Source organism: Bradyrhizobium sp. PUT101 (assembly GCF_052043945.1).
In the GTDB taxonomy this organism is placed as follows: domain Bacteria; phylum Pseudomonadota; class Alphaproteobacteria; order Rhizobiales; family Xanthobacteraceae; genus Bradyrhizobium.
Genome location: NZ_CP197207.1, coordinates 4009475 through 4024803, shown reverse-complemented (window position 1 = coordinate 4024803; position 15329 = coordinate 4009475). Strand labels below are relative to the sequence as shown.

Annotated in this window: 12 protein-coding genes; 6 read left to right on the top strand and 6 right to left on the bottom strand. The window is 64.3% G+C overall.

The genetic code is table 11. The features are described from left to right. Nucleotides 1-84 precede the first annotated feature (84 nt). Complete coding sequence (locus ACSHT2_RS19550; RefSeq protein WP_440635886.1) at nucleotides 85-1407, bottom strand: ActS/PrrB/RegB family redox-sensitive histidine kinase; 1323 nt, start codon at nucleotides 1405-1407, stop codon at nucleotides 85-87. Nucleotides 1408-1515: 108 nt separating this feature from the next. Between ACSHT2_RS19550 and ACSHT2_RS19545 the strand changes: the two genes are divergently transcribed. The 4 genes from ACSHT2_RS19545 (at nucleotide 1516) to ACSHT2_RS19530 (ending at nucleotide 5947) form a co-directional block, all read left to right on the top strand. Next, nucleotides 1516-2319 carry an ABC transporter ATP-binding protein gene (locus ACSHT2_RS19545; protein WP_440635885.1) on the top strand — a complete coding sequence of 268 codons (804 nt, stop codon included), beginning with the start codon at nucleotides 1516-1518 and terminating at the stop codon, nucleotides 2317-2319. A gap of 208 nt (nucleotides 2320-2527) precedes the next feature. Further along, nucleotides 2528-3346, top strand: coding sequence for an ABC transporter permease (locus tag ACSHT2_RS19540; RefSeq protein ID WP_440635884.1), 819 nt, complete (start codon nucleotides 2528-2530; stop codon nucleotides 3344-3346). Nucleotides 3347-3467: 121 nt separating this feature from the next. After that, nucleotides 3468-4796 (top strand): polyhydroxyalkanoate depolymerase, encoded by a 1329-nt coding sequence (locus tag ACSHT2_RS19535; protein ID WP_440635883.1) that lies wholly within the window; start codon nucleotides 3468-3470, stop codon nucleotides 4794-4796. Between the two features lie 311 nt (nucleotides 4797-5107). Beyond that, on the top strand, nucleotides 5108-5947 hold the full coding sequence (locus ACSHT2_RS19530) for a M48 family metallopeptidase (protein WP_440635881.1): 840 nt from the start codon (nucleotides 5108-5110) through the stop codon (nucleotides 5945-5947). Between the two features lie 158 nt (nucleotides 5948-6105). On the opposite strand, the gene ACSHT2_RS19525 is transcribed toward ACSHT2_RS19530, so the two are convergent. Both ACSHT2_RS19525 and ACSHT2_RS19520 read right to left on the bottom strand, forming a co-directional pair. Further along, complete coding sequence (locus ACSHT2_RS19525; RefSeq protein ID WP_440635880.1) at nucleotides 6106-6765, bottom strand: hypothetical protein; 660 nt, start codon at nucleotides 6763-6765, stop codon at nucleotides 6106-6108. A gap of 265 nt (nucleotides 6766-7030) precedes the next feature. Beyond that, nucleotides 7031-9241 (bottom strand): transglycosylase domain-containing protein, encoded by a 2211-nt coding sequence (locus ACSHT2_RS19520; protein ID WP_440635879.1) that lies wholly within the window; start codon nucleotides 9239-9241, stop codon nucleotides 7031-7033. Between the two features lie 169 nt (nucleotides 9242-9410). Here ACSHT2_RS19520 and ACSHT2_RS19515 point away from each other — a divergent pair, with 169 nt between their 5' ends. After that, nucleotides 9411-9836, top strand: a complete 426-nt coding sequence (locus ACSHT2_RS19515; protein ID WP_440635877.1) for a DUF1330 domain-containing protein — start codon at nucleotides 9411-9413, stop codon at nucleotides 9834-9836. Nucleotides 9837-9922: 86 nt separating this feature from the next. Here ACSHT2_RS19515 and ACSHT2_RS19510 read toward each other — a convergent pair whose 3' ends face one another. Both ACSHT2_RS19510 and ACSHT2_RS19505 read right to left on the bottom strand, forming a co-directional pair. After that, nucleotides 9923-11149, bottom strand: a complete 1227-nt coding sequence (locus ACSHT2_RS19510) for an ABC transporter substrate-binding protein (protein ID WP_440635876.1) — start codon at nucleotides 11147-11149, stop codon at nucleotides 9923-9925. A 163-nt stretch (nucleotides 11150-11312) separates the two neighbouring features. Continuing rightward, nucleotides 11313-11729, bottom strand: coding sequence for a DUF1304 domain-containing protein (locus ACSHT2_RS19505; protein WP_440635874.1), 417 nt, complete (start codon nucleotides 11727-11729; stop codon nucleotides 11313-11315). 40 nt (nucleotides 11730-11769) lie between these two features. Here ACSHT2_RS19505 and ACSHT2_RS19500 point away from each other — a divergent pair, with 40 nt between their 5' ends. Further along, on the top strand, nucleotides 11770-12300 hold the full coding sequence (locus ACSHT2_RS19500) for a methylated-DNA--[protein]-cysteine S-methyltransferase (protein WP_440642879.1): 531 nt from the start codon (nucleotides 11770-11772) through the stop codon (nucleotides 12298-12300). A 76-nt stretch (nucleotides 12301-12376) separates the two neighbouring features. Here ACSHT2_RS19500 and ACSHT2_RS19495 read toward each other — a convergent pair whose 3' ends face one another. Continuing rightward, complete coding sequence (locus tag ACSHT2_RS19495) at nucleotides 12377-15166, bottom strand: [protein-PII] uridylyltransferase (RefSeq protein ID WP_440635872.1); 2790 nt, start codon at nucleotides 15164-15166, stop codon at nucleotides 12377-12379. Nucleotides 15167-15329 lie beyond the last annotated feature (163 nt).

Genomic DNA, 15329 nt, shown 5'->3' with positions numbered 1-15329 from the left:
GCGCATCGACATATGGCCTCGCAATCACGCGGTGCCAAGGCCGCCGACAGTCGATCGGCCCTGTTGTGCGACGCAAGGTCGCGGCTATCCTATTGTTTCTTCGTGCGTCTCGATAGCCTCAAAACGCTGCCTGGGCCACGTGATCTGGACCACCGCGCCGTGTTCCGGGAAGGTCCGATTGGTAAACGAGACCTTGGCGCCGGTGCGTTCCAGCAAGGTACGCGCGATGAACACGCCGAGGCCGAGGCCGCGTCGTCCGCCGCCACCGTCGTCCTGGGCACGGCGCCGCGACAGATAGGGCTCGCCGATCCGGTTGAGGATGTCGGGAGGAATGCCCGGTCCGTCGTCGGAGATCACGAGCTCGATAGTATCCTTGTTCCACCATGCGTTCACCTCGACGGTGGTGCGGGCGAAATCGACCGCGTTCTCGACGATGTTGCCGATGCCGTAGAGGATCGCCGGATTGCGCGAGCCGACCGGCTCGGCCGCGACGGCCACCGCGATCCGCACCTTGATTTCGACGCCGAAATCGCGGTGCGGCGCCACCACCTCCTCGATCAGCTCCGACAGCTTCATGCGGTCGAACGGCGCGCCGGTGGAGGAGAGCTGGGTGATCTTGCTGAGGATGTCGCGGCAGCGCTGGGTCTGCTCGCGCAAGGTCTTCAGGTCGGCGGCAAAGTTTGGGTCCTTCACCGTCTTTTCCAGTTCGCGCGAAATCAGGAAGATCGTCGCGAGCGGCGTGCCGAGCTCGTGCGCGGCGGCGGCGGCGAGTCCGTCGAGCTGGGTCAGATGCTGCTCGCGCGTCAGCACCAGCTCGGTCGCGGCCAGTGCGTCCGCGAGCTTGCGCGCCTCCTCGGTGACCTGGAACGAGTAGAGGCTGGTGACGCCGATCGCGAGCGCGATCGAGAGCCAGACGCCGACGAGATAGATCGGCGGCAGCACCAGCGGATCGTCGGAATCCCACGGCAGCGGAAAATGGAAGTAGAACAGGAGCGAAGCGCAGGCGACCGCGAGCAGGCCGAGGCCGAAGGTGAAACGGGCCGGCAGCGCGGTGGCCGAGATCAGCACGGGCGCGAGGAACAGGAACGAGAACGGGTTCTGCAGGCCGCCGGTGAAGAACAGCAGGCCGGCCAGCTCCACGATGTTCAGTGCGAGCAGCCCGGCCGCCTGCATCGGCTCCAGCCGCTGCATCGGATTGGCCGCGGTCTGAAGCGCCAGATTGAGCGCCGCCGACAAAGCGATGATGCTGACACAGGGTACGATCTCGACGTTGAACTCCAGCCCCTGTGCCACGATGAAGATTGCGGCGAGCTGGCCCAGCACCGCGAGCCAGCGCAGCCGCAGGATCGTGTCCAGCCGGATGTGCCGCTGCGCGTGGCGGAAGTCGGAAGCGGCAATCTCGTTCATATCGGACAATGTGCTGGTGCTTTCTCGATCACAAACGCTGGGCTCGCGGAACCACGCAGGCATTACAAGCCTTGCGCTATCGGCTGCAATAGCAGAAGAACGGCCAGCATGACCGAGAATGACAAGGCTTCAAGTCGGCCGACTGTCGCGGATCGCAGCTCGTCCGCGGCAATCGCGGTCGATCACCTCGTCAAGGTCTACAAGCATACCCGCGCCGTCGACGATATCTCCTTTTCGCTTCCGCGCGGCAGCATCACCGGCCTTCTGGGCGGCAACGGCGCCGGCAAGACCACGACCATCGCGATGATCATGGGCCTGGTGCTGCCCACCTCCGGCCGCGTGCAGGTGCTGGGGCATCGCATGCCCGAGGAGAGCGCGGCCGTGCTGGGGCGGATGAATTTCGAGAGCCCCTATGTCGACATGCCGATGCGGCTCACGGTGCGGCAGAACCTCACCGTGTTCGGCAAGCTCTATGCGGTGAAGAATCTCTCTGACCGCATCGCGAAGCTCGCCGAGGATCTCGACCTCGCCGATTTCATCGACCGCGCCAACGGCAAGCTCTCGGCCGGACAGAAGACCCGCGTCGCGCTGGCGAAGGCGCTGATCAACCAGCCCGAGCTGCTGCTCCTGGACGAGCCGACCGCCTCGCTCGACCCGGATACCGCCGACTGGGTGCGCGCGCATCTGGAGCGGTACCGCCGGGACCACAACGCCACCATCCTGCTGGCCTCGCACAACATGCTCGAGGTCGAACGGCTCTGCGACCGCGTCATCATCATGAAGCGCGGCCGCATCGAGGACGACGACGCGCCGGAAGCGATCATGGCCCGCTACAACCGCACCACGCTGGAGGAGGTGTTTCTGGACGTCGCGCGCGGCCGGGTGAATGGCGCGCAGGAGCCGGCAAGATGAGGGAGCGGAGCCGTAGCCCGGATGGAGCCTGTCATCCCGGGGCGCGACATGGTCGCGAGCCCGGGATCCATAACCACAGGATTGAATTTGGCGAAGACTCGGGGTTACCGGTCTCGCCACACAACCACCGTCTGTGGTTATGGATTCCGGGCTCGCGCTCCGCGCGCCCCGGAATGACGAAGCCCCAACCGGGCCACGCGGTGTTGTCATGACCGAGCTCTCCCTCCACCGCGGCATCTCCGTTCATCGCATCGGCGCGATGATCCTGCGCTACTGGTATCTCCTGCTGTCGTCCTGGCCGCGGCTGCTCGAATTGCTCTACTGGCCGGCGCTGCAGGTCATCACCTGGGGCTTTCTCCAACTCTACATCGCCGAGAACGCCAGTTTCTTCGCGCGCGCCGGCGGCACGCTGATCGGTGCCGTCATCCTCTGGGACATCCTGTTCCGGGGACAGCTCGGCTTCTCCATCTCGTTCCTGGAAGAGATGTGGGCGCGCAACCTCGGCAACCTCATGATGAGCCCGCTCAAGCCGATCGAGTTTCTGCTGTCGCTGATGGTCATGAGCCTGATCCGGCTCGCGATCGGCGTGATCCCGATGACGCTGATCGCGCTGTTCCTGTTTCACTTCAACGTCTATGCCCTCGGCCTGCCGCTGATCGCCTTCTTCTGCAATCTGATCTTCACGAGCTGGTCGGTCGGCATTTTCGTCTCGGGTCTGGTGCTGCGAAACGGCCTTGGCGCCGAAAGCATCGTCTGGACCCTGATGTTCGCGATCATGCCGCTTGCTTGCATCTACTATCCCGTCAGCGTGCTGCCGGTCTGGCTGCAATACGTCGCCTGGGCGTTGCCGCCGACCTACGTGTTCGAGGGAATGCGCGCCCTGTTGATCGAGCACACCTTCAGGACCGATCTGATGCTGGCTGCGTTGGCCATCAATGGCGTGCTTCTGGTTGCATCTTTTGGGGCATTCCTTGCCCTTTTGCGCAGCGCCAGAAAGCACGGCTCGCTGCTGTCAGGCGGCGAATAACGTCACTTTCCCGTGGATTCAGGCTGGTTTAGCCGCTTCGGCTACGTAGATGTACGGAACCATGCATTGACGCAATATTACGCATTCGGCAGTATGCTGCGATGCGAAGAGGAATATAGCAATGCCCATTGGTGAGTTCGGCGGCGCGCCGCCGCTGGCGGCAGAAGGCAGTCCGGTCCTGACGACGCCGATGTACTGGATGTACGAGATGGCTCATGCCTCTCTCAATCCGGCACGTGCGGTCACCGACGCGACCAAGCTGCTGTTTCAGAATCCCCTCAATCCCTGGGCGCGCACCGAGGTCGGCAAGTCGGTTGCCGCGGCCTGCGAATTGTTCGAGCGCACCACGCGCCGCTACGGCAAGCCGGAATGGGGTCTCGACGACACCGAGGTCAACGGCATCCGCGTCCCCGTCGAGATCCGCTCGGTCTGGGAAAAGCCGTTCTGCAGGCTGCTCTATTTCGATCGCAAGTTCTCCCGCCCGCTGCGCAGCCCGCAGCCGCGCGTGCTGATCGTGGCCCCGATGTCCGGCCACTATGCAACGCTTCTGCGCGGCACGGTCGAGGCTTTCCTGCCGGCGCATGAGGTCTACATCACCGACTGGGCCGATGCCCGCATGGTCCCCTTGAGCGAAGGCCGCTTCGATCTCGACGACTACATCGACTACGTCATCGAGATGCTGCACGTCCTCGGCGGCAACACACATGTCATGGCAGTGTGCCAGCCCTCCGTGCCCGTCGTCGCAGCCGTCTCGGTCATGGAAGCGCGGCGCGATCCGTTCGTGCCGACCTCGATGACGCTGATGGGCGGCCCGATCGACACCCGCCGCAATCCGACCGCGGTGAACAACCTCGCCCAGGAGCGCGGTATCGACTGGTTCCGCAACCACGTCATCACCAAGGTGCCGTTCCCGCATCCGGGCATGATGCGCGACGTCTATCCTGGATTCCTGCAGCTCAACGGCTTCATCAGCATGAATCTCGATCGGCACATGGATGCGCACAAGCAGCTGTTTGCCAATCTGGTGAAAGGCGACGGCGATCTCGTCGACAAGCATCGCGACTTCTATGACGAATATCTCGCGGTGATGGATCTCTCGGCCGAGTATTACCTGCAGACCGTCGACACCGTGTTCGTGAAGCACTCGCTGCCGAAGGGCGAGATGACCCATCGCGGAACCCTCGTCGAACCCTCCAAGGTCAAGCGCGTCGCGTTGATGACGGTCGAAGGCGAGAACGATGACATCTCCGGCCTCGGTCAGACAGAAGCAACGCACGGTTTGTGCAGCTCGATCCCCGATCACCGCCGCGTTCATTACGTCCAGAAGGGCGTCGGACATTACGGCGTGTTCAACGGATCGCGTTTCAAGTCGGAGATCGTGCCGCGGATTCACGACTTCATGGTTTCGGCTGCAAATCCGAGCTCGTTGCAGGCTCTCGCGGCCGAATAGAGCGTTTTCGAGCGAAGTGGTGGCCGGTTCGAGTCAAGAAAACGCGCCAGAATAAGAATCTGGAGCCGTTCCGATTTTCATCGGAACGGCTCTGGCCGCGAATTTCGGCTTTCCCGTCGAAATTCGGGCCCTGTCGGAGCCTTTCGGCGGGGTAAGTTCCCGCCAGATTCGCGGTATTTAGGTAGCTTTATAAGAGTGAGTCCGTCCTCACCCCTTGGGGGTGTCGCATGCGTCCAGCGGGGGCGAAAAAAACGGGTTCCAACCCCAGTCTGTAGGGTCTCCCGGGCGTCTGACCGCTGTATATTGGGCAAATGATTTGTTTTTGCGCCGAGCGCTTTCCCTGGCGGCGGTTATGGCAGAATCCGGGCGAACTCCTGCTCCCCGGACTGACAGACATGGCCACTCGCGCACTCCTCTATCGTCGGCCCCACGAACCGAAGACCCTCGTCATCACCCACGGATCGCAATTTTTTGCGATTCGGCTGCGCCGGCACAGACGCGCGAGGCGTTACACGCTCAGAATTCATCCGAGCGACCGCGAAGCCATTCTCACCATGCCGCCGCGCGGCACGCTCGCGGAGGCCAAGGATTTCGCACAGCGTCACGGTGCGTGGATCGCCGCACGTCTCGGCCGCCTGCCGAAGGCTGCGCCCTTCCAGCCGGGCACGGTGATACCGCTGCGCGGCACGCCCCATCGTATCGTTCACCGCACCGGCCAGCGCGGCACGGTGTGGACCGAGATGCGCGAGTCCGGTGAACGCATTCTCTGCGTCGCCGGCGGCCTCGACCATGTCGACCGCCGCGTCAGCGACTTTCTCAAGCGCGAGGCCCGCCGCGACCTGCAGCGCTCGGCGGAAGCCTACGCCGCCGAACTCGGCGTCAAGGTCAAGCGGCTCTCGATCCGCGATCAGTCCAGCCGCTGGGGATCATGCACCTCGGCCGGCTCGCTGTCGTTCTCCTGGCGCCTGATCCTCGCACCGCCCTTCGTGCTCGACTATCTCGCCGCCCACGAAGTCGCTCATCTCGTCGAGATGAACCACTCGGCGCGATTCTGGCGCGTGTGCGGCAAGGTGTGTCCCTCGATGGAGCGCGCCAAGAAGTGGCTCGACACCTACGGCAACGATCTGCACCGGTATGGGGTCGAGGATTAGGCGGCACTACGAGCCAAATGCTCGCTGTCGCCGCCCGGCTTGACCGGGCGACCCAGTATTCCAGAGACGGTTGTTGTTGAGCCGGGGCGCGGTGCTGTACTAGATGCCCCGCCTTCGCGGTAAGTGGCAGCAGAGAGCGGGGCGGCTTCAAACCACCCTCATGCACTGAAATCCGCACTCGTTCCCGCCTGCGCGCGTGAGGCCAGATAGGCTGATTGCTGCTGCGCGCCAGCCGTCTGACCCTCCGCCACCATCGCCTGGAACGCCGCGTCGAGTTGCTCGCGACTATATGTCGTGGGCCTGCTCTCGCGCGGCGTCCATTGCGATTGCGTGATGGCCGTGGAGGCCTTCTCGATGGTGCCGCCAAGCAGCTCGGCGTATCTGTCGGCCCGCCATTGCGCCAGGTCCGGCCCGCTCAAGCCGGGAGGATCCTCGAGCTTGCCGACCTTCGCCGCGGCCTGGTTGGTCATCACCGAGGACCCGCCATTGTACAACGTGGCCACCACCTTGCCGTCAACCTTGACCTGAGCGTAGGTGTTCTCCGGTGCGTTGTCTGCGGCGAGCGGTTGCGTCGCACTCGCGTCGTGAGTCATCAGCCAGTTCGTTGCCAGGAGGTCGCGCAGGTGGGGATTGTCCGCCGCCGATATCACCTTGGCACCTGACAGCGGCTTGACTTGCGAGACGTCAATCCGGAAGCCGCTGGTCGCAGCGTCAGTCGCGTCCGGTACCACCGGTTGGAGACCCGATGCCGCATTCGACGCGGGAGTTGATGCGGGCCGCAGATGAGGCAACGCCGCACCGGATACATTTGAAATCATCGAACGCTCCCAGGTCCCTGCTCGACCTATGAGAGCAAATCCCGGGCCGAAGACGGGTGCTTGAAGAGATTGGTGTTTTTCCCATCAGCCATGCGTGGGTCGCGGTCGATCTTGCCGCGCTGGGCAGGAATTGCCGAAGTGGTGAAGCGCGCGCTTCAGGCTCTGCGCTGCCCGAGCAAGCCGTTGATTTCGTTATCCTCGGCTACTGTGCATGGGGTTGTTTTCGCAGTTCTTGTTTCGAGGTCATCGAAACCTCAGGCAAAGCCTATCGATTCCCGCCGAACAGCCGGTCCATCAGCCAGCCATCGAGTCCTGCCGCCGCTTCGGGGCGCACATTGGCGCGCGTGGGAGGCGGCGGGCGATAGCCGCCAGCGTTCGCCGGTGCCGGTGCTGCCGGCGTGGGCGGCGACACCTGCGAGGCCGCGTGCGCGAGGTTGGAGAGACCCCAGGTGGCTTGCGCGTTCGGCAAGTTCGCGACCGGCACGCCCTCGTGCGCCGCCTTCATGAAGCGTGTCCAGACTTCCACCGGCAGGCCGCCGCCGGTTGCCTTCTTGGTCGGCGAGTTGTCGTCGTTGCCGAGCCAGACGCCGGTGACGAGGTTGGCGGTGTAGCCGATGAACCAGGCGTCGCGATAATCCTGGCTGGTCCCGGTCTTGCCGGCGGCCGACCAGCCGGGAATCTCGGCCTTCTTGGCGGTGCCCGATATCAGCGTCTCCCGCATCATCGCGTTCATCATGCCGACATAGCGGGGCTCGATGACCTGGTTGCGCTCTTCAGGCTGGCGCATGTAGAGCAGCTTGCCGCCGAGCGTCCTGATCCGCGTCACGACGTGCGGCGCCACCGCGAAGCCGCCATTGGCGAAGGGCGCATAGGCGCCGACCAGCTCGACCACGGAGACCTCCGACGTGCCGAGCGCGATCGAGGCGTTGGGTTCGAGCTTGGAGGAGATGCCGAGCCGGTGCGCGGTGCGTACCACGTTCTTCGGCCCGACCTCGAGGCCAAGGCGGATCGCGACCGTGTTGAGCGACATCGCCAGCGCCTGCGTCAGCGTCACCGCGCCGAAATATTCGTGGGTGTAGTTCTCGGGTCTCCAGCCCTTCACCTCGATGGGCGCGTCCTGGCGCATCGTATCGGGCGTCAGCCCCTGCTCGAGCGCGGTGAGGTAGACGAACGGCTTGAACGAGGAGCCCGGCTGCCGCTTGGCGGTCACCGCCCGGTTGTACTGGCTGTCCGAATAATTCCGCCCGCCGACCATGGCGCGCACGGCCCCGTCGGGCGTCATCGCCACCAGCGCGCCCTGGCTGACATTGAACTTCACGCTCTTGGCCGCGAGCTCGTCGATGATCGCGGCTTCCGCCACGCTCTGCAGCTTCGGATCGATCGTGGTTTCGACCTTGATGCTCTCGTCGATCTGGCCGACCAGGTCGTCCAGCACCTCGCCGATCCAGTCCGCGACGTAATTGACCGTGCCGGCGCCGGCCGGCTTCACGTTGTAGGAGGGATGGCCGATCGAGGCCTTGGCCTGCGCGTCGGTGATGAATTTTGCATCCGCCATCGCCCCGAGCACGATTTGCGCGCGCGCTTCGGCGCCTTCCGGATTGCGGTTCGGCGCAAGGCGGGACGGCGACTTGACGAGGCCGGCCAGCATCGCGGCTTCCGCAAGGGTGACGTTCTTCGCCGACTTGCCGAAATATTTCTGCGCGGCGGCTTCGACTCCGTAGGCGCCGGAGCCGAAATAGACGCGATTGAGATAGAGCTCCAGGATTTCGTCCTTGGAGTGCTTGCGCTCCAGCCAGATCGCGAGCTCCGCCTCCTGCAGCTTGCGCTGCATGGTGCGCTCCTGGGTCAGGAACAGGTTTTTCGCGAGCTGCTGCGTCAGGGTCGAGCCGCCCTGCGACACGCCGCGATGGAGCACGTTGGTGACGAGGGCGCGCAGGATGCCGACGGGATCGATGCCGAAATGCGAATAGAAGCGGCGGTCCTCGATGGCGATGAACGCCTTCGGCAAGTATGGCGGGAGGTCCTTCAGCGACACGTTGGCGCCGGCCATCTCGCCGCGCTGCGCCAGCATGCTGCCGTCCATGCCGACGATCTGGATCGTCGGTGGCCGCTTGGGGATCTCCAGCGATTGAATCGGAGGCAGATGGGCGCCGACATAGACCACGACGGCGATCACGGCGATGCCGCCCCACAGGCTCAGCACCGCGCCCCAATAGACGAGGCGGCCGAGACTGAAGCCGCCGCGCGACTTCGAGCGGCGCTTGGCACCGCTGCGGCTGGCAGGTGCCTTCCGTTCGCGGGGCGGCTCGTCGCCGGCATCGCCGCTCTTGCGCTTGGCGGATGTCTTCGCAGATTTCTTCGGCTTGTCGTCGCCGCCGGGAACGCGGTCCGCAGCGGTCAGGCGCAGGTCGGCGAGCGCCGCGGGCAAGCCGAACAGCGGCTCCTTTCGCGTACCCTTTTTCTTTCCCCACGCCATACGCAATACGCCCGGTCAGCCCGCCCCGCCGCACGCTAGCGGTCGCTGTTTAAGGCCCGGTTACCCCTGACGTTAACACGTGATTAGGAGGTGGGGCATTCGCCCGCCGCAGTTCCGCTCGCTTGGTGCCGGGGCTAGGATTGACCGCATAAACAATGAGGGAACTCGCATGGGCCACATCGATCCGACCAAGCAGATCTTCGCGCAATTCCGGGAGAACTACCGCCCGGGCCCGATCCACATGCTCAATCTGGTGCGCTTGCGGAAAGAGGCGGCCTATCCCGATGGCCGCAAGGCGAGCGGCGCGGAGGCCTATGCGGCCTATGGCCGCGAGAGCGGCCCGGTGTTCGAACGCCTCGGCGGCCGCATCGTCTGGCAGGGCAAATTCGAGCTGATGCTGATCGGCCCGCAGGAGGAGCGCTGGGACCATTGCTTCATCGCCGAATATCCCAGCGTCGCTGCCTTCGTCGAGATGGTCCGCGATCCCGTCTATCGCGAGGCGGTGAAGCACCGCCAGGCCGCGGTGGAGGATTCGCGGCTGATCCGGCATGCCGTGCTGCCGGTGGGGAAGAATTTTGGCGAGATACCCGTCTGAATGTCACGCGGCGAATTTCTCTCCATCGTCATGGCCGGGCTTGACCCGGCCACGACGTCGTTGAGGCAGACGCGTCCTGGCTTCGCCTAACCCGACGGGCCGGTGTCCTCGATGATCGGTCCGAACAGCTCCCAGCGTTCGCCGTTGAACTTCATCATCTGCATCTGTTTGTTGACGCGATAGTCGTTCGGCCCGGTGGTGATCTTGATGCCGGGCAGCGCCAGGCTCGGCGTGTAGCCCTTGATGTTGGCGACCTGTTTCATCACGTTCTCGCGCGTGACGTCGTCGCCGCATTGCTTCAGCACCTGCACCAGCAGCTCGGCCACCGAATAGGCATAGGTGTTGATGGTGTTGAGCTTGTCGCCCTCCGGGAAATACTTGTCCATGAAGGCGAAGAAGGCCTTCACGCCCGGATCGTCCTTCCACTGGGGATCGCCGGGGTCCTTGCCGTAATTGGTCGAGATGATGCCCTTGGAGATGTCGAGGCCGGCCGGCTTCAGCGTTGCCGACACCGGGCTCGCATTGATGTCGAGGATGTGCACCGGGGTCCAGCCGAGATCGGCAAGCTTCTTGATCGCCTGCGCCGCGAATTTCGGCGTCGAGGCATCAAAGAACAGATCGACCCCCATCGACTTCAGCTTGACCACCTGGGAATCGACGGTCGGGTCGGTGACTTCGTAGGAGACCTCGCCGACGATCATGCTGGCGGCCTTGTCGCCGAGGCCGCTCTTGAGGCCCGCGAGATAGTCGCGGCCCATGTCGTCGTTCTGGTAGAGCACGCCGATCTTGGCGTTGGGATGCTCCTTGAGAATGTACTTGGCGTAGATCCGCCCCTCGGACACGTAATTGGGATTGTAGGCGATGGTCCAGGGATAGTTCTGCGGATCGTTGAAGCGCGCGGCGCCGGTCGAGGCGAGGAGTTGCGGGACCTTCTTGCCGTTGAGGTACTTCTGCACGGCCGCGTTCGCGGCGGTGCCGATCAGCTGGAAGGTGAACAGCACTTCGTCGCCTTCAACGAGCTTGCGCACCTGCTCGACGGTCTTCGGTGGCGAATAGGCGTCGTCATACTGGATCAGGTTGATCTTGCGGCCGTTGATGCCGCCCTGATCGTTGATCATCTTAAAATAGGCGGCCTGGGTCTTGCCGATATTGGCGTAGACGGAATAGGCGCCGGAGAACGGCACGGTCTGGCCGATCTTGATCTCGGTGTCGCTTGCGCCGATGTCGTATTTCTTCTGGGCGAGGGCCTGGCTGGCCGAGACCGCGAAGGCGAAAGCCGCCGTGGCAGTTATGAAGGCTCTGCGATTATTCATCTTGGGTTGTTCCTCCTGACGGAATTTTCGGCCGACGGTCTTTCTCCGTTGATTGCAACGGCCGCCATCGCTGCCGAAGATTGTGGAGGAAGGTTCGCCGCGGCGCAAGGATCGCGGCGCTGCGCCGTAGCGCCTCAGGCTGGAGAGTCTTAGGTCAGGCGTGTCAGGCCAGGAACAACGCAACCAGCGCGACCGCCGCCGGCAGCGCCTGCACCATCAGGATGCGGGTGCTGACGGTCGCGGCGCCATAGACGCCGGCTACGATCACACACAACAGAAAGAACGTCTTGATCTGGAGCGCGAAGGCGGGGTTGCCGTGCACGAGGCCCCAGACCAGGCCGGCAGCGAGGAAGCCGTTATACAGGCCCTGATTGGCGGCCAGCACTTTCGTGATCTCGGCCTTCTCCGGCGAATTCCGAAACACTTTCAGGCCCAGCGGCCTGTCCCAGAGAAACATCTCCAGGATCAGGAAGAAAACGTGCAGTGCCGCGACCAGCGCCACCAGCACATTGGCGATCAGGATCAAGGTGAGCTCCCCCAAAAGCGTCAGCTTTCGGGTGGACGTTAGCACGGCCGGCATGGCAAGTGCGACGGGTGTGTTTCGATTGCCTGGTGCCGCGATGCCCGCTCGATCAACCAACCCGTCCGTACGCTTCGGCCTCGATCGCCTGACGACGCCGATCGGGATCGCGCTGCTCGTGACCGATGTCGACGGCGCGCTACGCGCGCTCGACTGGGAGGATTACGAGCACCGCATGCGCGAACTGTTGCGCCTGCATTACGGTGCCGTGGATCTGAGAAATCAGCCTGCGCCCGCGGATATGCGGACGGCGTTGTCCGGCTATTTCGAAGGCGAGCTCGGTCAGCTCTCGGCCATCGTGTGGCGCATCGCCGGCACACCGTTCCAGCAGAAGGTCTGGACCGCGCTTGCACAAATCCCGGCGGGTACCACGCTGAGCTACGGCGCGCTCGCCGCAAGGATCGGCATGCCCAAAGCCATTCGTGCGGTCGGCCATGCCAACGGCTCCAATCCAATCAGCGTCGTGCTGCCCTGTCACCGACTGATCGGCGCGGATGGCTCGCTGGTGAAGTACGGCGGCGGCCTGGAGCGCAAGCGCTGGCTGCTGCGGCATGAGGGGGTGGAGATTTAGGTCTCTCCCCATCGTCATTCCGGGGCGCGCGAAGCGCGAGCCCGGAATGACGGGTGGAGAGACACGCGCGCGGCCCTCACGCCGCCGGCTGCACCGCCTTGTCGCCGGCCATGACATGGGTCAGCGCGCTCTTGATCGCGGCCTGCCGCGTCGGGGCGTTGATCTGCGCGCCCAGGAGGTCGGTGACGTAGAACACGTCGCGCGCGCGCTCGCCGAAGGTCGCGACATGAGCCGAGGCGATGTTGAGATTGAGCTTGGAGATGGACGTGGTCAGCTCGTAGAGCAGGCCGGGCCGGTCGAGGCCCGAGACCTCGATCACGGTGTAACGGTCGGACCACTGGTTGTTGATGGTCACTTCCGGCTCGATCACGAACGGCTTCGCCTTGCTGCGTACGGTGCGCCGCGCCACGGCTTCGGGCAGGCGCAGCTTGCCCTCCAGCACGTCTTCGATCATCTCGCCGATGCGCGTGGCGCGCCGACCCTCGTCCTCGTCGCGGTCGTATTCACGGGAGATTGAGATCGTGTCGAGCGCGCGGCCGTCGGTCGTGGTGTAAATCTGGGCATCGACGATGTTGGCGCCGGCCGAGGCACAGGCGCCCGCGATGATCGACAGCAGCCAGGGATGGTCGGCGGCAAAGATCGTCAGCTCGGTGACGCCGCGCACCTCGTCGAAGCCGACATTGATCGCCAGCTTGTGGCCGGCCTGCTCGCTGGAGCGGACGAAGCGGGCGTGGCGGATCTTGCGCGGCAGCTCGACCTTGAGCCAGTAGGCGGGATAGTGCCGGGCGATATAGGCGTCGAGCTCGTCCTTCGGCCATTCGGCGAAGGCCATGCGGAATTCGGCGTGCGCGGCCGCAAGACGTTTTCCCCGGTCGACCTCCGAGAACCCGCCTGTGAGCACCGGTTCCGTCTCATAATATAGAGAGCGCAAGAGCTGCGCCTTCCAGCCGTTCCACACGCCCGGGCCGACGCCGCGGATGTCGGCCGTGGTCAGGATGGTCAAGAGCTTCATCTGCTCGACCGACTGCACCACGGCGGCGAAATTCTCGATGGTCTTGCGATCCGAGAGGTCGCGCGACTGCGCGACCGTGGACATCGTCAGATGCTCCTCGATCAGCCACGCCACGAGCTCCGTGTCGGCAGGGCTGAAGCCGAGCCGCGGGCAGAGCCGCCGGGCCACCTTCGCCCCGGCGATCGAGTGATCTTCGGGCCGACCCTTGGCGACGTCGTGCAGCAATGTCGCGATGTAGATCACCGCGCGGTGCTCGGGCCGGCTCTTGCGCATGAGATCGCTGGCGAGGGTGAACTCCTCGATGCCGCCGCGCTCGATGTCCTGGAGGAAGCCGATGCAGCGGATCAGGTGCTCGTCGACCGTGTAGTGATGATACATGTTGAACTGCATCATCGAGACGATCTTGCCGAAAGCGCGGATGAAGTGGCCGAGCACGCCGGTCTCGTTCATCCGCCGCAGCACGATCTCCGCGTTTTCGGAGGTCAGGATCTCCATGAACAGCCGGTTGGCCTCGGGGTTCTCGCGGAGTTGCGCGTTGATCAGGCCCAGCGACCGCGTCACGTCGCGCATCGCATCCGGGTGGAAGGCGAGGTTGTTCTTCTGCGCGAGTCGGAAGATGCGGATCAGGTTGACCGGATCGTGCTTGAAGACGTCGGGCGCGGCGACGTTGATGCGGTTGTTGTCGACGATGAAGTCGTCGCTGTCAGGGACGCGCCGCTTCGCCGCGGTCGGTCGCAAGCGCGCCATCATCCGGCTCAGCACCGGGGCGGGCTTGGCCTGCTGGTCCTCGAGCTTGGCGCAGAGGATGGCGGTGAGGTTGCCGACCTCCTTGGCGACCAGGAAGTAGTGCTTCATGAAGCGCTCGACGTCCTGCATGCCGGGATGCGAGGTGTAGCCGAGCCGCACCGCGATCTCGCGCTGGAGGTCGAAGGAGAGGCGCTCTTCGGCGCGGTTGCAATGGAAATGCAGATTGCAGCGGACCGACCAGAGGAAATCGGCGCAGCGGCGGAAGGAGCGATACTCCTGCGCATCGAACACGCCGCGCACGACCAGCTCGTTCGTATCGCGGACGCGGTAGACGTATTTGGCGATCCAGAACAGCGTGTGCAGGTCGCGCAAGGCCCCCTTGCCGTCCTTGACGTTGGGCTCGACCAGATAGCGCGACTGGCCGCCGCGGCGGTGCCGCTCCTCGCGCTCGGCGAGCTTCGCGGTGACGAATTCAGACGCGGTGCCCTGCACGACTTCCTTGTCGAAGCGCTCGACCAGTTCCTCATAGAGCGGCTTGTCGCCGGTGAGGAAGCGCGTCTCGAGGATCGCGGTGCGGATCGTCATGTCGCCGCGCGCCTGCCGGATCGATTCGTCGACCGAGCGCGTGGCGTGACCGACCTTCAGCCCCATGTCCCAGAGGCAATAGAGGATCGCTTCGGCGACCTGCTCGCCCCAGGCGGTCTGCTTGTAGGGCAGGATGAAGAGCAGATCGATGTCCGATTCCGGCGCCATCAGGCCGCGGCCATAGCCCCCGGTCGCCACGACTGCCATGCGCTCGGCGCCGCTCGGGATCGGCGACCGGTAGAGATGGCGGGTCGCCGCCGAATACAGGATGCGGATGATCTCGTCCTGCACGTGGCAGAGCCGCTCGGCGCAGCGCCGGCCGTGGCGGTCCTTCAGCAGGATCGCCTGCGCGGCGTCGCGCGCTGCGATAAGTTCCGCCTTGAGCAATTGCGCCATAGCCGTGCGGAACGCGTCCTCGCGTCCCTGATACTGTTCGGCAAGCGCATCGACCGCGGCGGTGATCCGCGCGGTGTCGAAACGATCGTCCACCCCGGCCTTCTGCTCAGTCGCGATGCTGTCCATGTCTCTCCGGATATAAGAGGTGACAGGCGCTGTCACGAGACATTCGCAAGCCAGCGACCGACGAGCTCGGTCATGCAGATCGGACAGTCTGTGGCGCTGCTCGTGAATTCAAGCGTAACATCATGAAAATACGTTTGTTTTTTGGCTCGATTCCGGTCGCTCA